The 19,376-nt window shown below is 63.8% G+C and carries 18 protein-coding genes; 17 read left to right on the forward strand and 1 reads right to left on the reverse strand.

Annotated elements, in window-relative coordinates; translation table 11 throughout:
* The first annotated feature begins 17 nt into the window (after positions 1-17).
* From PSRA_RS06015 to PSRA_RS09370, 16 genes are all read left to right on the forward strand, one after another.
* Positions 18-656 carry an NAD(P)-dependent oxidoreductase gene (locus tag PSRA_RS06015; RefSeq protein ID WP_094661007.1) on the forward strand — a complete coding sequence of 213 codons (639 nt, stop codon included), beginning with the start codon at positions 18-20 and terminating at the stop codon, positions 654-656.
* A gap of 218 nt (positions 657-874) precedes the next feature.
* On the forward strand, positions 875-1,318 hold the full coding sequence (locus PSRA_RS06020) for an Rrf2 family transcriptional regulator (protein ID WP_094661008.1): 444 nt from the start codon (positions 875-877) through the stop codon (positions 1,316-1,318).
* 152 nt (positions 1,319-1,470) lie between these two features.
* Positions 1,471-1,686 (forward strand): 50S ribosomal protein L31, encoded by a 216-nt coding sequence (gene rpmE, locus PSRA_RS06025; RefSeq protein WP_094661009.1) that lies wholly within the window; start codon positions 1,471-1,473, stop codon positions 1,684-1,686.
* Between the two features lie 164 nt (positions 1,687-1,850).
* Entirely contained in the window at positions 1,851-2,954 is a 1,104-nt protein-coding gene (gene prfA / locus PSRA_RS06030) for a peptide chain release factor 1 (RefSeq protein WP_094661010.1), read from the forward strand.
* Positions 2,947-3,909 carry a peptide chain release factor N(5)-glutamine methyltransferase gene (gene prmC, locus PSRA_RS06035; RefSeq protein ID WP_094661011.1) on the forward strand — a complete coding sequence of 321 codons (963 nt, stop codon included), beginning with the start codon at positions 2,947-2,949 and terminating at the stop codon, positions 3,907-3,909. Before prfA ends, prmC begins: the two co-directional genes overlap by 8 nt.
* 455 nt (positions 3,910-4,364) lie before the next feature.
* A complete protein-coding gene (locus PSRA_RS06040; RefSeq protein WP_094661012.1) occupies positions 4,365-4,817 on the forward strand; it encodes an SMI1/KNR4 family protein in 453 nt (150 codons plus the stop codon).
* A gap of 467 nt (positions 4,818-5,284) precedes the next feature.
* Positions 5,285-5,716: a hypothetical protein gene (locus PSRA_RS06045; RefSeq protein WP_143516357.1), complete on the forward strand. Its 432-nt coding sequence runs from the start codon at positions 5,285-5,287 to the stop codon at positions 5,714-5,716.
* 13 nt (positions 5,717-5,729) lie between these two features.
* Positions 5,730-6,260, forward strand: a complete 531-nt coding sequence (locus PSRA_RS06050; protein WP_143516358.1) for a hypothetical protein — start codon at positions 5,730-5,732, stop codon at positions 6,258-6,260.
* A 368-nt stretch (positions 6,261-6,628) separates the two neighbouring features.
* A complete protein-coding gene (locus tag PSRA_RS06055; RefSeq protein WP_143516359.1) occupies positions 6,629-8,092 on the forward strand; it encodes an FtsX-like permease family protein in 1,464 nt (487 codons plus the stop codon).
* Between the two features lie 100 nt (positions 8,093-8,192).
* Positions 8,193-8,951, forward strand: coding sequence for an ABC transporter ATP-binding protein (locus PSRA_RS06060; RefSeq protein ID WP_094661016.1), 759 nt, complete (start codon positions 8,193-8,195; stop codon positions 8,949-8,951).
* A 79-nt stretch (positions 8,952-9,030) separates the two neighbouring features.
* Entirely contained in the window at positions 9,031-9,759 is a 729-nt protein-coding gene (locus PSRA_RS06065; RefSeq protein WP_094661017.1) for an L-threonylcarbamoyladenylate synthase, read from the forward strand.
* Positions 9,756-11,003: a glycosyltransferase family 4 protein gene (locus PSRA_RS06070; RefSeq protein WP_094661018.1), complete on the forward strand. Its 1,248-nt coding sequence runs from the start codon at positions 9,756-9,758 to the stop codon at positions 11,001-11,003. Before PSRA_RS06065 ends, PSRA_RS06070 begins: the two co-directional genes overlap by 4 nt.
* Positions 11,004-11,543, forward strand: a complete 540-nt coding sequence (locus PSRA_RS06075) for a hypothetical protein (RefSeq protein WP_094661019.1) — start codon at positions 11,004-11,006, stop codon at positions 11,541-11,543. It begins immediately after the preceding gene.
* A gap of 166 nt (positions 11,544-11,709) precedes the next feature.
* Positions 11,710-13,251 carry an IMP dehydrogenase gene (gene guaB / locus PSRA_RS06080; RefSeq protein WP_094661020.1) on the forward strand — a complete coding sequence of 514 codons (1,542 nt, stop codon included), beginning with the start codon at positions 11,710-11,712 and terminating at the stop codon, positions 13,249-13,251.
* Between the two features lie 867 nt (positions 13,252-14,118).
* Complete coding sequence (locus PSRA_RS06085) at positions 14,119-15,300, forward strand: hypothetical protein (protein WP_143516360.1); 1,182 nt, start codon at positions 14,119-14,121, stop codon at positions 15,298-15,300.
* A gap of 886 nt (positions 15,301-16,186) precedes the next feature.
* The gene (locus PSRA_RS09370; RefSeq protein WP_158216338.1) at positions 16,187-17,101 is read left to right on the forward strand and encodes a hypothetical protein; all 915 of its coding nucleotides are present in this window, start codon (positions 16,187-16,189) and stop codon (positions 17,099-17,101) included.
* A gap of 418 nt (positions 17,102-17,519) precedes the next feature.
* On the opposite strand, the gene PSRA_RS06095 is transcribed toward PSRA_RS09370, so the two are convergent.
* A complete protein-coding gene (locus PSRA_RS06095; protein ID WP_094661023.1) occupies positions 17,520-18,101 on the reverse strand; it encodes a TM2 domain-containing protein in 582 nt (193 codons plus the stop codon).
* 757 nt (positions 18,102-18,858) lie between these two features.
* Between PSRA_RS06095 and PSRA_RS06100 the strand changes: the two genes are divergently transcribed.
* Positions 18,859-19,224, forward strand: a complete 366-nt coding sequence (locus PSRA_RS06100; RefSeq protein ID WP_094661024.1) for a cupin domain-containing protein — start codon at positions 18,859-18,861, stop codon at positions 19,222-19,224.
* The last annotated feature ends 152 nt before the right edge of the window (positions 19,225-19,376 follow it).

Below are 19,376 nucleotides of genomic sequence, written 5' to 3' on the forward strand. Positions count from 1 at the left end.
CGGAACAGGAGAACATCATGACGAAGAAGATCGCAGTCGTTGCAGCCGATGGCCGCGCCGCCCGCAAGATCATCACCGAGGCCGTGAATCGTGGCTTCGATGTGACCGCCTTCGGCCGCAAGGACGAGAACCCCACCGATGCCCAGCACTACGTCAAGCGTGATATCTTCGACCTGACGGCCGATGACCTCAAGGGCTTCGATGCCGTGGTCGACGCCTTCGGCGCATGGACGGAGGACACCCTCCCGCAGCACTCCACGACGCTCGCCCACCTGAGCGACCTGCTTGCCGGCACCGACACCCGCCTGCTTATCGTCGGCGGCGCCGGTTCGCTCTACGTCAACCCGGAGCATACGGTCACCCTGTCGCAGACGCCGGACTTCCCGGACTCCTTCAAGCCGCTGGCGAACGCGATGGCCTCCGCGCTTGCAGACCTGCGCAAGCGCGGCGACGTGAAGTGGACGTACGCCAGCCCCGCCGGCGACTTCCAGGCCGACGGCGACCGCACCGGCAAGTACCTGCTCGCCGGCGAGGAGCTCACTCTCAACGATCGCGGCGAGTCCATCATCTCGTACGCCGACTACGCCATCGCGATGGTCGACGAGATCGAGAAGGGCGACCACATCCAGCAGCGCATCAGCGTTGTCCGCGCCTAACAGGCAGGAATCCGGGCGCCCCGCGCGCATGTCGGCGGCGGCGACCACGATGGCATCGGTCACGATGACATCAATCGCAATGGCATCGGTCACGCTGGCGGGGCGTCTGCCGGCGTCTCGCGCATGACATCGGATCGGCGCCATCGTAGAAACGCGCCATCGTAGAAACGCGCCATCGTAGAAACGCGCCATCGTAGAAGCGGAAAGCGAGAAACACCATGCAGATCTCCACGAAATTCACCATCGCGATCCACATGCTGGCCGCGACCGCGTATTTCGGCGGCGACCACAAGGTGACGAGCGCGCTGCTGGCAGACAGCGTGGGCACGAATCCCGTCATCGTGCGCACGATCATGCGCCAACTGCAGGACGCCGGGCTGCTGGAGGTCAGGCGCGGCCCCGGCGGCTGCAGGCTCGCGCGCCCGCTGCACGACATCACGTTCCTCGACGTGTACCGGGCGGTCGAGACGAACGCCGACGACGGGGTGTTCCGTTTCCACGAGAGTCCCAATCCGCAGTGCCCGGTGGGCCGCAACATCCACGCGGCGCTCGACGGGCAGCTCAAGGAGATTCGCAACGATTTCGAAAAGGACCTCGCGGGCCGCACCCTCGACGAGGTATGCGACGTCATCGAAAGCCGCGCCCCGCACGTCGCTGCATGACGCATCCCGCCGCGCTCGCGGAGCCTCCATATCCTCGCGATAGTCAGCGCGCCTTGCCCGAGTCGGGCGGGGCGAGTATAATGCATGAGGTTCCGGTTCACGTCTGCCATCGGGGCAGGCGACCCGGGCTTCTCAAATCCTAGGAGAACAATATGAAGCAGGGAATCCATCCCGAGTATGTGCCGACCGAGGTCGTGTGCTCTTGCGGCAACCACTTCGTGACGCGTTCCACCGTCAAGTCCGGCCATATCACCGCTGACGTGTGCGCCAAGTGCCATCCGTTCTACACGGGCAAGCAGAAGATCCTCGACACCGGCGGCCGCGTGGCTCGCTTCGAGGCTCGTTACGGCAAGCGCAACGCCAAGTAGCAAACGTCGGACGCCAGTCTTCGCGCAGCGTGCTGCAGCACGCCGCCACGGGGGCTGGCGTTTTTGTATGCCTTTGTATGCCTTCCGCCGGGTGCCGGAAACGATGCCATGCCGGGCGCGGCGTATTGTGAAACACAGCGAATAAGAGTACGAGACGGAGCATTATGAGCGACGAGAACCAGTTCCCCGCGGCGCAGGCGGCGCTTGAGGAGTACCACAATATCGAACAGCAGATGAGCCAGCCCGAGGTGGCGGCCGATCCGACCAAGATGCGCAAGCTGGGGCGTCGCCATTCCGAGCTCCAGCCCATCGTGTCGGCCTACGGCGAGTATTCCTCGACGCGCGACGATCTCGAGGCCGCGAAGGAGCTTGCGGGAGAGGACGCCTCGTTCGCCGAGGAGGCCAAGCGTCTCGAAGGTGAGCTGGAGCAGGCGGCGGAGAAGCTGCGCACCGCGCTTATCCCGCGCGACCCCGATGACGCGCGCGACACCATCATGGAGATCAAGGCCGGCACTGGCGGCGAGGAAGCGGCCCTCTTCGCCGGCGACCTGCTGCGCATGTACACGCGGTATGCGGAGAAGCGCGGCTGGAAGGTCGAGGTGATGGACCAGAACACCACCGAGCTCGGCGGCATCAAGGACTGCGAGATCGCCATCCGCGCCAAGGGCAACCCGAGCCCCGAGGATGGCGTGTGGGCGTCGCTCAAGTACGAGGGCGGCGTGCACCGCGTGCAGCGCATCCCCGTCACCGAGTCGCAGGGCCGCATCCAGACCTCCGCGGCCGGCGTGTACGTGTTCCCCGAGGCCGACGATGACACCGACGAGATCGAGATCGATCCCAAGGACATCCGCGTCGACACCTACATGAGCTCCGGCGCGGGCGGCCAGGGCGTGAACACCACATATTCCGCGGTGCGCCTGACCTACCTGCCCACCGGCATGATGGTGACGATGCAGGACGAGCGTAGTCAGATCCAGAACCGCGAGGCTGCCATGCGCGTGCTCAAGAGCCGCCTGCTCGCCATCAAGCACGAGCAGGAGGCTGCGGAAGCCGCGGATCTGCGCCATTCCCAGGTGCGTTCGCTTGACCGCTCCGAGCGCATCCGCACCTATAACTTCCCGGAGAACCGCATCGTGGACCATCGCACGGGCTACAAGGCCTACAACCTCGATCAGGTGCTCGACGGAGACCTGCAGGCGGTGATCGATTCCGACATCCGCGCCGACGAGGCCGACCGCCTGTCGCGCGCCGCTGGCGGCAATGACTGACGATCGCTTCGATGCACCATCGGATGCGTCCGATGTGCGCCTCGCGGTGATCGCTGCGGGCGCGGCATTGGAACACGCGGGCGTGGAGCACGGCGAGTACGAAGCCGTGCTTCTGCTTGCTTGGGCGGCTGGTTGCGAGCCGGGCGATGTGCGCCGGGCGATGCTCATGGGGGAGACGATGGATGTCTTCCTGTCGCATTTCGCTGGCATGCCGCGATCCGTGTTGGCGCGTTTCGATGATGCGCTGCGCCGTCGTTGCGCGCGAGAACCGCTGCAATACATCGTCGGAACCGCGCCATTCCGCTATCTGAGCCTCGACGTCGGCCCCGGCGTGTTCGTGCCGCGGCCCGAGACGGAAATGGCCGTCGATCTGGCGCTTGACTGGCTGCGGTCCGCTTGCATACCGGGAGCGGGCACCCGCATCGTGGACCTGTGTGCCGGGACCGGAGCCATCGGCCTGTCCCTCGTCACCGAACTGCCGGCGAGCCAGGTCTGGGCCGTGGAGAAAGACGATGACGCCATCGTCTGGACTCGCCGCAACGCGAGCCGCGTTCTTGACGGCATTGCCGGGGCCGCCGACCGCTACCATCTTGTGCAGGCGGATGCCACCGATGCCGCGACCCTCGCACAGCTCGACGGCACGGTGGACGCGGTGGTGACGAATCCGCCGTATATTCCGCTTGCCACGCCGCCCGAACAGCCCGAGGTCATCGATTGGGACCCGCATGTGGCGCTGTTCGGTGGTTCGGATGACGGATTGCACATTCCCGTGCTGTTGCTGCGCCGCATCCGCACGCTGCTGCGCCCGGGCGGATTAGTTGTGATGGAGCATGACATCACGCAAGGTGCTGCGTTGCGCGAGGCCGCGTTGCGCATGGGTTTTGTGCGGCCGCGCACCGAGCCAGACCTGACCGGCCGTGACCGCTTCCTCGTCGCCTGCCGCGACGGAGAGTAAGGCGGGTTGCCGCGGGAATGCTGCGGCGGCGCGTTAGCTTTCCGGAGAGGCCTGGTGGCGGGGTAATCGCGGTCGAGGGTGCGCGTTGTTGCCCCTCGGTGCGGGTTATGGGGCCGGAATGGCGGTTGTGGCGGGGTATCTGCGGTCGAGGGTGCAGGATAATGCTCCCTCGACGCCGGTTGTGGTGCCGTAAGGGCGGCCGGGGTGGTCTATCTGCGGTCGAGGGTGCACGATGCCGCGCCCTCGGCATTGAGCATCATGGCGAAACCATGGCGAAGCCAGGTGATTGGCATTGCGGGAGCGATCCGTGCTCGCTTCGCAGAGTCGTTTCGCCTGCGCGCCGCTGTGAATCGTGGTACGGTACATGCAATGGCGTCTGGAACGGCATCGCTCATGTACCGTTGGAAGCGTTACGTAATCCTGACCTGATCCGTTGCATCGTAAGGAACACAGACATGGTTGCAGAGGAAGACTTCACCGACAGGAGGAGAAAACTGATGCGGCAAATCGCCGCGAATCTGGCGCAGGTGGATGGGACGCGGTTGCGTCCTGGTGCGACCGATGCGGAGATTTCCGAATTCGAGTGCGGCAATGGCGTCGTGCTTCCCGCGTCGTTCAGGAGCTGGCTGGAGATCAGCGACGGCGGGCGTCTGTTCTCTCCGGAGGGCATCGAGCTGTATGGCGTCGTCCATCCGCCGCTGCTGGAGCTTGATGATCCCTATACGCCCGAGGGCGGCTGGCTTGTCGTCGGAATGATGCCGGATACCGACCTCGTGCTTGTGAGTCTGACGGGTGAGGCGACGGTGGTCTATAACCGTGAGGGTGGCACTTTCGACGATGCCGTGCGCTATGGGGACTTCTTTGCTTTCCTTGAAGACGTTCTTCGCCAATGGACGATTAGCGGTTAGTCTGCCGCGTGTCCGGCCGGGGGCCGTGCGCGGGGTAAGTGCTGGGCCGTGTCGTGTCCTGCCGGCGTGGGTCTGCGTCCTGTGCGTGGGGTGCGCGGGGGCGCTGGGTCGTGTCGGTTGCGTGGGGATTGTGATGGTGCCGTGCGCGTGGGGTGGTCCGGGCGTTCGTCCTGTTACGCTTTTTCCAATTTCGGTTGCCGTGGGGTGATGGAGCCCGGGCGGTGGCCGGGTTGCATCGGAATCGGAGAGCCGGAGGGGTTCGGTAATGCGCGGGATTGTTTCCACAAGGCGTTCGGCGCGCGGCGGCGTGCACCGCGGAGGTGCGCGAGGTGTGTCCCTGCGTCTGGCGCCAGGCATGACATCTGCTGTTGCCCTTCGATGCGCGATGCCGCGGCGGCTTGCATTGATGCGTTTGTGCGGTGTCCATGTCTTTGTCGATTTTGTGGGATGAGGTTAGGGAGTTAGAAATGAAACGATTGAGATTTTCGGCTGCGGGTGCAGTCCGGGAAGGCTGCGGCGATCCGACGGCGGATGGAATCGGGCGATGCGTAGTGGTGAAGTTCGTTGCGGCGATTCTGATCCAGGCGCTGGTGATTGCCTTGTGTTTCCAAATCCAGCTGGGGTATTACGGCAGGCCCGCCGGAAGTTCCGGCTGGACCGCCCTCAGAACGACGTGCCCCGGCGTTGCGGGCGAGTGTCTGCTCCTGCGAGCAGGCGAGGACGACTTCGAGGACAGCCGGACCATTGTCGTCCCGGGGTGCGCGACGGGCGACCCGGTCTTTGCCGATTCCTATGACGGTGTGCGGCGTCTCGGCGAGAAGGGCAGTGGCCGGTATGCGCGCGTCTCCTTCCCAGGCTGCCCGTCGGATGAGGCCTTCCTCGTCCCCGTCACCGACTGAACGGGAGGGTGTCATGGAACCCGTGGAGGTTTTTTCTCTGATCGTGTTCGTCGCACTGGTGATTGCGTGCCTTGCCATTCCACTGTGCATCGTCATGCTGGCGTTCTATTTCGTCTCGTGGCTTGTGGAAATGGGAAGGCCGACCGGCGGCGCGCACGAGCTCCATGGCATGTCGACGGCGCTGAACGCGCTCCTTGGGTGCCTGCTGGTGTTTCTTCTCTATTACGGGGTAACCACAGTGCCGTACATCGGCAACCGCACGTGGTGCAGGTCCCAGTCGCCCGACGGGACGTACAGCCTGCGGGCGGACATGCTGGCCAGCGCCACGATCATGTCCGGGACGCCAACGCGGTTCACGCTGGAGCATGTCGGCCCTGGGGGCGATGTGCTCTGGAGCCGTCGGTCCGTGGTGTACGTGCCTTACGATGGCGGGTCGTGCGCGGTGGAATGGGGCGACGGTTACGTTGACGTCGGGGCGGACGACCCCCGCAATGAGAAGCAGAAGGACTACTACTTCTCGTACTACTGGGGTGACAAGGAGTGATGGGCGACGAGTTGCCGGGGCGATGGGGGTGATGGGATGTGCACGGTGGAATCGGGCGGGCGCGGCATAGATATCCTTCGAGAACGCCATCGGCCGCGGATTCATATTTCTCGATCGTCGTGTCGTCGTCATCGCCGGAGTACCTGAAGCTGAAAAGATACTGGGGCAGGTCATCCAACGTCGTTGAGGGTGTGTTGTCCGAGTTGCTTTTGTTGTCTTGCATCATCTCTCGCCTCGTGCTCATGCAGAGTCCGTAACCAACGCTAACGTCGACGGAGCCGATGCGCCGTCGCGCAAAGGCCTCCGACCATCCTTGAGACACCTAGAGTTTCCGTGTTCTTATGCAACCTACTTTTCCGTAATGTAACATGAGGAAGATATTCGGCGCCATGATGCTGCGGATATCAGGAGGTGACGGTTCAATGATTCATTTCATCGCGGAAGAGATGCATGCATGTCGCCGCCAATGGCTCGCGTTGGGCGTGTTCCTAGCGGTGGCGGTGTGTCTGCTGTGCCTGTCGATCGGCTTCATCGCCGCCGGCGCCCCCTATGCCGATGACCTTGACTTTGGATTGCGCGACATTGGTGAGGAATACATCTCCCTAGGCGGTATGCAACTGGCTTTCATTGCGTTCGGGGTGCTGGCCATCGTCCCCGCCGTTGTCTCCACGTCAATCGCCGTGGATTCGCCGCGCATCGCGCGGTGGCAGTTGGCGGGTGCCAGTGTCAGGCAGAGCCAGGGTTTGTACTGGTGCTCTCTTGTCATCGATGCCATCATCTTTAGCATTCTCGGTGGCCTGGTCGCCTGGTTGCTGTGGCCGGCTTACTCGTCGTGGGCCCTTCGCGTATCGTTTCCCTCGGTCGATGAAATGCACGAATCGATTTCCGCCATCGCGCTTCCGATCGGTATCGCTACCGGCATAGCGGTGACGGCGCTTGCCGGAGCGGGCAGCATGAGGTCCATCTCCCACATCGATATCGCCACGGTCGTGCGCGACACGGGCCTGTCGAGAACGCGCCACCACCCTGTGCGTCTTCTTTTGGGTATCGCCGTGGCGGTAGGAATCATCACCGGATATGTAGCGATTTCGAAGCAGCCATCCACCATTTCCTCCGACACCTTGGACGGCCTGATGGCGGCCTATTGGGGCTGCGCCTTGGGTTGGCTTCTTGCACTCGCATTGTGCGAATCCACTGTTGTGCCTCTTGCCGTCGCAGTCGTGTCCCGTCTCATCCCGCAATCGGGAGGACTGGGCTCCTTCTTGGCGTGCGGCTCTGCCAGGCGTCGCATCCGCATGTCGACCGCCATGGTGACGCCTATCTGCGTGGCGGCGGGTACCGTCGGCGCCATCATGGGGCTTGTACGGCAGATCAGGAACGTCTCACGTGCCCGGGGCGTTTCCGAATCCGAGTTGCAGGTGACTCCCGCCGGGCAAATCGTCTTCGAATTCATGTCACCGATCATCCTCGCCGCGGTCGCGGCGTTTTGCATCATCGTCATCACAGGCGCTCAACGTAAAACCGATACTGCACTGCTCATGGTCGCCGGCGTTCCGCGGCGTGCCATCATCGCGTCCGGCTTTGTGGAAGCCTTCGTTTATTCCCTCGTCGCGGCCATCCTGACCGTTGCGATTCTCGAAGTCAATGCGCTGGCCATCGGTGCGGCGTTGGGCGCAGGACCAGTTCCGGGCGCCGGCTATGCGGGCATCGACTCCAGTGCGTTCTGCATCATCGCAGCGGGATTTGCACTTCTCGCAATCCTGCTCGTTTCAATACTCGCCTTACAAACACAGCGCGATCCGCTCACTATCGTTCGTGCAACGGACAGATAACGAGTGGTGACGCGGAGATCCCGTTCGTGATACCACGATTCCCGCGCCTCCATCCATATCTTCACTCATCACACATGTCTAACAGACTCAAGGACCAGCCATGATTTCTCACAACAACACAAAAACCGACGCAACCGCAAGCGATGCACCTGAATCGGCCGAAGACTGGCGGCCAGTACAAGCGCAAGGCGTGATTAAGCGATTCCGCCTCGGCAGGCGCAAGGAATGGAACGAGGTGCTCCACGGCGTGGATTTTTCCGCAGATGTTGGTGAATTCGTCTCCATCGTAGGGCCGTCCGGTTCCGGGAAATCCACACTGCTGTACTGCCTGTCGGGACTGGAAAGCGTGGACGGAGGAGCGGTACGGCTTGGCGGAACCGACATCACTCGCATGTCGCGCCAAGATGTGTCTGTGGTCAGGCGTGATACCGCGGGTTTCATCTTCCAGGACTACAACCTCATCGATTCGCTGACCGGGCGGGCGAATATCGAGTTGTCGCTGCGCCTGTGCGGACATCGTGCAGGCCAGGCGCGGCGGCTGGCGGAGGATGCGATGGGTCGTCTCGGCGTGGGGTATCTCGCTGGCGCATATCCATCCGATATGTCGGGTGGCGAACGTCAGCGCATCGCCATCGCGCGCACTCTCGCGTGCTCGCCAGGCATTGTGTTCTCCGACGAGCCGACGGGTGCACTCGATTCGAAGAACGCGGACATCGTGGTCGGCCTTCTCAGGCAGATCGCCGAGACGGGCACCACCGTCGTCATGGTCACGCACAGCCTCGAGCTCGCCGCCCGTACCGACCGCACGGTGGTTCTGCGTGACGGCAGAATCGTCGATTCCATCGCGCATGCCGACTAGCCGAGTCGCCGCCTGTTGCGCGTTCCCACGGTGTGAAAATGCACGGCAGGCAATAGCATGGGTTGCGATGGAATCGAGTATGGAACAACTTTGCGCATTGCACACGTCGCATGCGGCACCGGTCCTGCCGGTGAGCGACGAGTCGCTGACGCAGGCCGAGCGCATCATCGCGGCGGGTGGTCTTGTGGTCATTCCCACGGACACGATTTACGGTATCGCGTGCGATCCGGCCAACAATGCGGCAATCGATCGTCTTTTCACAGCCAAGCGCCGTCCGCGCACCAAATCACTGCAGGTATTGCTGGATTCCCAAGACAGGTTGGAATCGCTTGACCTGAGACTTCCCGCGCCTTTGGACGTCCTTGCCGACCGGTTCCTTCCGGGGCCGTTTTCGCCGATCTGCCTCGCGGGACCGCAGTGCCGGCTCGCCACGGTGCGCGCCGACGACCATACGCAGGCCGTGCGCGTGCCCGATTCCGACGTGACGCGGCGCATCATCGCCGTCACGGGGCCACTCGCGGCGTCCAGCGCCAACATCTCCGGCGGCCCGTCGTGCATGACCGCTCAGGACGCCTACGCCCAGCTCGGCAACAGTGTGGACCTCTACATCGATGCCGGCCCCACGCCGGGTGCCGTGGCGAGCACGATTGTCGCGGCCGATCCGGATGGCGCCGACGGCATCGCGATCCTGCGCCATGGCGTGATCGACGATTCCCGCATCCGCGCCGTGCTGCGCGGAGCCATCGTGGATTCGCCCGCGCCCGCGCCTACCAAACCGCACGCCCGACAGAACGGAGGCCGCGCATGAGGGTCTACCTGCTCATCGCCGCCATCGCGGGCGGCGTCACCTGGCTTATCACGCCGCTTGTGCGGCATCTCGCCATCGCGGCGGGCGCGGTCGGCAAGGTCCGTGCCCGCGATGTGCATACCGTTCCCACCCCGCGTATGGGCGGCGTCGGCATGCTTATCGGATTCGTCGTCGCCATCGTCTTCGCCTCGCGCCTGCCTTTTATCTCCGGCGCGTTCATCGGCAACGACGAGGCATGGATCGTCGCCATCGGCGCGGTTCTCATCGTGGCGCTCGGCGTTCTCGACGATATCTTCGATCTCGATTGGATGCTCAAGCTCGCCGGGCAGCTGCTCATCTCCGTCTTCGTCTCCTGGGGCGGCATCCGCGTGGTGTCGCTGCCCTTCGGTTCGCTGATCACCGCGTCGCCGAGCCTGTCGGTGGCGTTCACGGCGCTTGTGCTCGTCACATGCATCAACGCCGTGAACTTCGTCGACGGCCTCGACGGCCTGGCCGCGGGCATCGCGGGCATCGGCGGCATCGCGTTCGCAGCGTACTCGTACATGCTGGCACGCCATTCGCCGAGCTACGCGTCCATCGCCACGCTGATCGACGTCGCTCTCGTCGGCATCTGCGTGGGATTCCTCCTTCATAACTGGCATCCCGCCAAGCTGTTCATGGGCGATTCGGGCTCCATGCTGCTCGGCTACCTCATCACATGCGCGTCCATGGTGGTGACCGGGCATCTCGACCCGTCCACGCTGCACACAAGCCAGTACGTTCCCGTGTTCATGCCGATTCTGCTGCCGCTGTTCGTGCTGTTCCTGCCGCTGCTCGACATGGTGCTCGCCATCGTGCGGCGTCTGGCGCGCGGACAGTCGCCGATGCATCCGGACCGCCAGCACCTGCATCACCGCATGCTGCGCATCGGCCATTCGGTGCAGGGCGCCGTGCTGATTCTGTGGGCGTGGGCCGCGCTGTTCGCGTTCGGCTCCCTGCTGACGATTTTCCTGACGTGGCAGGACGTGGTGGCCGTCTGCGCAGTGGCCGCGTGCGTGCTGCTTGTGGTGACTTTCTGGCCGTGTCTGAGGCGGCGGCGGATTGCGCGGCGTGCGGTGCGCGGGCGCGTGGGCGGTCGCTCCGATGTGCAGTCCGCGCATCATGCGCGACGCGACGGCGACGATGTTCCCGCTGGCAGCCCCGTGGCCGCCGGCGGTTTCACTGACGATTCCGTGGACGGGCGCGGCGACGGGAAGGAGCGCTGAATGACGCAGAATGCCGGGAAGAACGATGAGACGGACGTCGAGATGGGCGTTAAGAAAAACGATTCCGAACGCAGCGCCGCGTCCGCCGACGACCCGCGCGAAGCGTTCCGCCGTCAGCCGGTCGTGCGCGCCATGCACCGCGCCATCGTATGGTCCTCCGTCGCACTCGTCATCGTCTTCGCCATCGCCGCACTGTGGATCCACGCGCGCGCGGGACTCACGCAGCTCGCGTCGGCCGCGCTCGCCTTCGCCTTTTCGTGGGTGTCGTGCACGGCCACCTCGCAATCCGTCATCCGCGCCATCCGCCGCGGCAAAACAGGGGGAGCGCTGACCCGCCGCATGATCGTGTCGTGGGCGGCGAAGCTGTGCCTCGTCATCGTCGCCGCGGTCGCCGCCATCGAGACGATGGACATCGACCGCGCGTATTTCGGCATCCTGCTCGCCATCGGCATCGTGGTGGGGGAGAACGTCAACATCCTCGTCATATCGCGTGCGCCGATCCCCATAATCGGCGACGAAATCATGCGCACCCACCCATGAGACGCGGGCGGGTCGGGCGTATCCGCATCGTCGGCCGGTATTCTCGCCGTCATTCCTGCCGGTATTCCCACAGGCGGGAGAATCGTAAATAACCGCCGGGGCATCGTGGAAAATCCTCCCATGGCTGAAGCGTGTCAAAGTCGTGTGCGGCCCATAGAGTAGTTTTATGGCTTTTGAAAACACAGCTGATAATTCCTATAATCCGCTTCCCGCTCCGTTCCAGAAGCTGGGACTCGCTTATGATGACGTTCTGCTGCTCCCCAATGAGTCGGACGTCGTCCCTTCGGAAGTCGATACGACGACCCACCTCACCCGCAACATCACGATGAAGTCCCCGGTTATCTCCGCCGCAATGGATACCGTGACCGAATCCCAGATGGCCATCGCCATGGCGCGTAACGGCGGAATCGGCGTGCTTCACCGCAACCTGTCCATCGAGGACCAGGCCAACCAGGTCGACATCGTCAAGCGCAGCGAATCCGGCATGATCACCGATCCGCTCACGGTGCAGCCCGAGGCATCGCTGACCGAGCTCGACAAGCTGTGCGGCGCGTACCACGTGTCCGGCCTGCCGGTGGTGGACAGCGAGAATCATCTCGTCGGCATCATCACGAACCGCGATATGCGCTTCGTGGACCCGGCCGACTATGACACGCTCAAGGTCAAGGACATCATGACCAAGGACGGCCTTGTGACCGGCCCGGCCAACATCTCCAAGGAGGACGCGCACAAGCTGCTCGCCCAGCACAAGGTGGAGAAGCTGCCGCTCGTCGATGACGAAGGCAAGCTCGCCGGCCTCATCACCGTCAAGGACTTCGTGAAGACCGAGCAGTACCCGGACGCCACCAAGGACGAGCAGGGCCGCCTGCGCGTCGCCGCCGCCGTCGGCTTCTTCGGTGACGCGTGGCAGCGTTGCACCGCGCTCGTGGATGCGGGCGTGGACGTGCTCGTCGTCGACACCGCGCACGGCCATGCCAAGCTCATGCTCGACATGATCCAGCGCTTGAAGTCCGACCCGGCCTTCCGTGGCGTGGAGATCATCGGCGGCAACGTGGCGACCCGCGAGGGTGCCCAGGCGCTGATCGACGCGGGCGTGGACGCCGTCAAGGTCGGCGTCGGCCCCGGCTCCATCTGCACCACGCGCATCGTAGCGGGCGTCGGCGTGCCGCAGCTCACTGCCGTCTATGACGCGGCGCAGGCCTGCACCCCGGCTGGCATCCCGTTGATCGCCGATGGCGGCATCCATTACTCCGGTGATATCGCCAAGGCCATCGTGGCCGGTGCCGATTCCGTGATGCTCGGCGGCCTGCTCGCCGGCACCGAGGAGGCCCCGGGCGAGAAGGTGCTCCTGCACGGCAAGCAGTACAAGGTCTACCGCGGCATGGGCTCCATGGGCGCCATGGCTCCGCGCGGCAAGAAGTCCTACTCCAAGGACCGCTACTTCCAGGCCGATGTCACCAGCAACGACAAGGTTGTGCCGGAAGGCGTCGAGGGCGAGGTTCCGTACCGCGGCTCCCTCAACTACGTGCTGTACGAGCTCGTCGGCGGCCTGCACCAGACGATGTTCTACACCGGCTCCCGCACGATTCCGGAGCTCAAGCAGAAGGGCCGCTTCGTGCGCATCACCGACGCCGGTCTGCGCGAGTCCCATCCGCATGACATCGTCATGACCAAGGAAGCCCCGAACTACAGCGGTTTCCACGACTGATCGATGTGATTGGTGCGGCTTGGGTCTCTGAGGTCTAAGTCTCTAAGGTTCACACAAGGCCCTGTATCAAGGCCCCGTGAGCGCGTATCCCGCGCCCGCGGGGCCTTGTGTTTGGCCGCGTGGGTGTGCGCGTGTGGTGGTTTCGTTTGGGGTGCGTGGATCTTGCAATCGTGGGGCCGTGTGTTTGGTCGCGTGCGTGGCGGTTTCGTTTGGGGTGCGTGGATCTTGCAATCGTGGAGCCGTGTGCTTGGTCGCGTGGGTGGCGTGCGTGGTGGTCGCCTAAACGCGCGCGCCCTCCTCACTGTGCGCCCAGCCCGATGTGGGCCCGGCCCCATGCGCGCAATCTCCCCGATAACAGTGGGATGGCTTGCGGACATTTTGACCCGGATTTCGTGGCAAAAACACCGATTTCTGTCCGAAACCCATCCCATTGTTTTTGATTGGCCGCTCTCCTGCGTCGAAGGTGCACGGTTGTGCTCCCTCGGCGCCGATTACCCCGTCGAACCCGCCTCTTTCCCTGCCTAATCTCGGTCGAGGGTGCAGGGATGTGCGCCTTCGGTGGCGGTTAGGGTGCCGGGTGGCGCCGATCGGTGAGGTAACTGGGGTCGAGGGTGCACGATGTTGCGCCTTCGACGCCGATTGGTCTGCGGTGGGGGCACCTCGGGCGGCGCAAGCCTCTGATGACGCCGCATCTTGCCGCGGACGGCGGGGAAGACGGCGGGAAAATCGTATTGTGGATAACTTCCAGAAGTTAAAAAGCCCAGTATTTAAGCCAAAAACATAGATGCCTTGCACGCGCCCGAACGAAGTTATCAACATTTCCCGCGACACACCCCATTCCGCGCGCGTCTTTGTTACGGTGCCCTTATGAGTACTAAAAAATCACGATTGCTTGAGCAATCAGAAGGTATCCATTTCGAAACGACCCGCGTCAGGCTGCTGCGCCAACGTGCGGAAACCCTGGCCCGCTGTCGCGAGGCCCAAAGCCGGTCGTCGCGACCGCTGATCTTTGCGCTCGACACCGCACTGAAACTCATGTGCATCGATGTGCCGCGCGAGGTGCAGGAGCGACTGCGTTTGCATCCTCCCGCGCGGTCGGCAAAGGCGGGGAAGGCGCGGGCGCAGCAGAAAGCGCAAACACCGCGCCCGGCGAACTCGGCGCAACAGACACCGCAAGCCCAACAGACGCCGCGCGCTACGTTCGCCGCGGACGATGAACTCGTCATCTACGCGGATTCGCGCACATCGCGCCGACGCATACAGGGGCTGCGGTGCGTGCAATGGTGCCATCCGGTCGAAACCATCACCAGCGACGGCATCAAGTGCGTCGCGCCGCTCGACACGTGGCTGATGTTCGCATCGTATGTCAGCCTCGGCGACCTCGTGCTGCTCGGTGACGCGATGATGCGCCGCGACGCCGACGTCCGCTGGCACACGCCCGACGACTTCACGCGCGCGGTCGGCGAGTTCGAGCGGCGCCTTGACGAGAAGGGCCTGCCGACGCCTCGCGGATTCCTCAACTGCCGCCGCGCGCTGCGGCTTATGCAGCCGGGCACCGATTCGCTGCCCGAGACGCAGGTGCGGCTGCTGCTGGAGGGCTACGGTCTGCCGCGGCCGGTTGTGAATGCGGCGGCCGATGTGAGGGATGAGCGTGGGGTGGTGCGGCGGTTTTTCCTCGACCTCGCCTTCCCACAGTGGGGCGTTGCGGTGGAGTACGACGGGCGGCATCATGAGGAGGCATGGGAGAGCGATCAGCGGCGCATCAAGCTGCTCGGCGACGCGCAATGGTTGCTGGTCAACGTGACTTGGGACGATTTGCGTGACGAGGACCGCCGCCGGGCCGTCGTGCGCAGTGTGGCCGAACGGATCGCGCGCCGTGGAGGCACGGTGACGCCGCTTGAGGCGCCGATGACCTTGCGCGAGATGACCGATCTGCGCCGGTCGCGCAGCGGGAAGAAGGCGAAGAGTGGGAGGGGGAGTGGGACGAGCGGGAAGAAGGGCGCTCGGTCGGGCGGCGGGAAGGCGGGTGAGATGACCGGCCGCAGTTGAGACAACGATTCGTGCACTCTCGGTGGTGGAATCAGCAGGTTCATTGACGATGGGCCTGGCGATCTGCTCCCGAGGGTGCTTTATTATGCACCCTCGGTGGCAATTACCCCGTCGAACCTGCCTTTTCCTGTGCCTAACCGGGTCGAGGGTGCACGGTTGTGCTCCTTCGATGGCGGTTACCTCTTCCTGTCTGCCTTTTTCCCGTCTAATCCCGGTCGAGGGTGCACGATTGTGCGCCTTCGGTGGGGGTTACCTCTTTCTGTTCGCCTTCTCCCGTGCCTAACTGTGGTTGAGGGTGCACAGTTGTGCTCCTTCGGTGCGGGTTATCTCTCTTCGGTCAGTCTTTTTCCTCTCTAACTGGTGTTGAGGGTGCAGAATCGTGTACCCTCGGCGGGGATTAGGCGGCCGGGAGCAGCGTCCCCGTGGGGTAACTGGGGTCGAGAGCGCAATATCGTGTACCCTCGGCGGCGGTTAGTGGATGGTGGGTGTGGTTTGGGCGGGGTAATCCGGGTCGAGGGTGCAGGATTGTGCACCCTCAGTGGGAGTTAGGCGGTTGGGAGAGCTGTTTGTGCGAGGTGATTGCGGTCGAGGGTGCAATATCGTGCACCTTCGACAGGGTTTAGGCCGGTGAATCTGCCCTCTGGCCCCTCTAACTTCGGTCGAGGGTGCAATATCGTGCACCTTCGGCGAGGGCATATACCCCTCAGCCGACGAGCGACGGAGCGGGGCGGGAAGGGAGAGCGGCGTGGCGCGGTCAGGTAGAATCGTGAAGTATCTAGGGGACACCGATAGGAGAGAGGCCTCGATGAACGACCACAAGAGGGATTCCGCGCCGATCAGCGCGGGCGGAGGCGCGGGATGGCGGCCGTGGGAGACGCCTGGGCAGGTGCCGTTCGCGCCGGCGGAGGGGCAGGAGCAGCCGGGCGAGGCGGACCGTTCGATCTGGTCTGCGGTGCAGGAGCAGGTGCTGCGCGAGAACGGTCGCTCTGATGGCGCGGCGTCCGCGACGGCATCTTCGGTGGACGATGGCGCGGCGTTCGGTGGCGCTCGCGGTGGTGCTGCGCGAGGCGGGGCATACGATTTTTCGGCGGGGTCGTCCACGATTCACGATGCGTCTTCTGCCTTTTCCGGTCCCGCCGCCTCTGCCTCCGCTTTTGCCTCTGCCGCCGCCTCTGCTTTTTCCTCCGCCGACCCGATCGACGACATCGTGCGGAAGGTGCGGCGTGGCCGTCGTGTGCGACTCGCGATCTGGTGTGTCATCGCGGCGGTGTTTGAACTGTTCGTCGTCGCACTGTGCTGGATGCTCGGCAGCGACCCCGATGCGGCGCAGGTGCTGCGGATCGCCGCCATCGTCCTGGGCGTGGTGCTGGTTGCGTTCACGGCGCCGCTGTTCGTGTGGGCGCGCTACCCCGACCTCACGCTCGACGAGCGCGGGCGGTTCCGCGCCGCGGTCGAGTCATTCGCTAGCGGCGATTTTGCAGGCGCTTTCAATAGATCCGCGGGATTCGCCGGACTCTCTGGGTTCTCTGGGCTTACTGGGAATGGGTCGAAAGGCATGATCTACAATCCCCTGCGCAACGCGCCCGGATTCATCTCGATCGTTCTGCCGGCTCTGTTCGGACCGGTCGGTATCATCCTCGAGCTTGTTTTGGCTTCCCTGCGACACGAATGTTTCCGCCGCAGCGACCGATTCTTCGTCTGGTGGTTCGCCGGTTGGGGCGTCGGGCTGGGACTGATCTGCTGGTTTGGCGTGCGCCTGGTCGTCGCCGCCCTCTCCGGCGGCATCCACATCACAAGCTGATCCGTTGTTGGTGTGGCTTGGTTCGGTGATGGGCGGTGAGGGTGCACTGCGGTGCGCCCTCGGTGGGGGTTGCCCCTTCCCACCCGCTTCTTCTTGTGCCTAATCCCGGCCCAGGGTGCACTGCGGTGCGCCCTCGGTGGGGGTTACTCTTCTTATACCCGGCTTTGCCCCGCCAACTCCGGTTGAGGGTGCAGGGTTGTGCGCCCTCGGTGGCGGTTAGGGTGCCGGGAGGTGCCGATTGGTGGGGTAAGCGGGGTCGAGGGTGCACGGTTGTGCGCCCTCGATGCGGGTTGCCCTCTCAACATCGGTTCTCCCGACATCTAATTCCGGTCGAGGGTGCACGGTTGTGCGCCCTCGGTGCGGGGCAACGGCGGGAAAATCGTGTTTCCTGACAGCTTTTCTGACTGCCGATACGCGACTATGCGTTGTCGCGCAGTTCGCGTCCTTGCGCATCGCGGTGCCAGTGCGATCCTGTGGCCGAGCAGAGGATGAGGATTCCTTCGATGAATCCCCAGAGCGAACCGATGCCGACGGTGAAAAGGCTGACCACCAGCTGGATGACACCTTTCGTGGTGTAGCCGAGATAGAAATTGTGAATGCCAAAGCCGCCGAGGAAAATGCCGAGAAGTCCGGCGGCGAGTTTCGACTTATCGCTCAGACCGAAAGCGGGTGTGCTTTGGTACTGGGGTGCGTTTTGATATTGCGGCGCCGGCGCAGCGTAGTTCAGCTGCGGCTGGGCGTAAGGGCTAGCGGGCTGAGCGCTGGCATATTGCCCTTGGTCATAAGGATTGCTGGGGGTGGTTTGGCTGTATGGCTGCTGCGCGTACTGCGACTGCACATACGGTTGCTGCGCGTACTGCGGCTGGGCGTATGCGCCTTGGTACTGCGTTCCTTGATACGGTTGGCTAGTTTGATTAGCCCCGTTCTGCCCGTAGGCGTTGCCGACGTATCCGGCAGAATCACCAGAGGCGGGATCGGAAGGGTTGTTGGCGTTCACCATTGGTTTCTCTTTTCGGAAATGTGCTGGGTCCGAGGACGATACGAAGCAGACGGCGCCGTCCCGCGAAATACCTCTCTGTGGAAACGTGAGAGATTGTGGAAACACGAGGGTCGCCGGCTTCTGAACCACAGGATACTCGCGGACCGGGAGGAACCACAATCCGCGTGACGATGCCCCGCTGCGAGATGACGTTCGTCATAGCCGAGGGTGCACGGTTGTGCGCCCTCGGTGGCGGTTAGGGTGCCGGGAGGTGCGGATGGGTGGGGTAACCCCGGTCGAGGGTGCACGATGGTGCACCTTCGGTGCGGGTTGGGTGGGTGATAAGGATCCTGGGCCGGGGTAAGCGGGGTCGAGGGTGCACGGTTGTGCTCTCTCGGTGGCGGTTAGGGTGCCGGGAGGTGCGGATGGGTGGGGTAACCCCGGTCGAGGGTGCAGGGTTGTGCGCCCTCGGTGCGGGTTATGTAGGTGAGAAGGGCCTTGGGCTGGGGTAACTCCGGTCGAGGGTGCACGATTTTGCACCTTCGGTGGCGGTTAGGTGGGTGAGAGGGGTCTTGGGCTGGGGTAATCCCGGTCGAGGGTGCACGACTTTGCTCCTTCGGTGTGGGTTTGGGTGCTGGGTGGTGCTGATTGCTGGGGTAACTGCGATCGGGGGTGCACGATTCTGCTCCCTCGCTGCATATTGGTCGCGCCGACCGGCCGTGGCGGGCCGCGCGGTAGTCTTGGAACACCCATCCGTGCCGATCGAGAGGGAGGGGGTATGGCACTGTCATCGTCGAAGGAAACGAAAGTCGTGACGGGGATTTTCCAGGATCTGCCCATCACGCCGCATGCCACGACGTCGAAAATCGTGGAGAACAACGAAAGGCTGCGTCACGTGGTGTTCGCCATGGATGCGGGCTGCGATATGAAGGAGCACGCCTCGCCGCGCGCGGTCGTCGTCACGCTCCTGCAGGGCGTGATGGATTTCTGGATCGGCGCCGAGAAGTCCGTCCTCCGCGCCGGCGACGTCATCTACCTGGCGCCGGGCGAGCCGCATTCGCTGAAGGCGGTGGAGCCGTGCTACATGGCGCTGACCCTCGTGGACGTCGCGCATTTCCCCGCCGAGCAGGAGCAGAAAGGCTGACCGCCAGTAGCGGTGCCGTGTGGGAATCTGCCGCATGGTCCACGATTTTCCTATCCGGTGAACGTCGGCGAAATCGTTGAAAACCAGCCGCCGCAAGTGCCGGTCACGCAGGACACAGCGCACACAAAAAAGGCGCGTGCATGTCAATCGAC

Origin of the sequence: Pseudoscardovia radai (assembly GCF_002259605.1) — a bacterium.
Classification (GTDB): Bacteria; Actinomycetota; Actinomycetes; order Actinomycetales; family Bifidobacteriaceae; genus Pseudoscardovia; species Pseudoscardovia radai.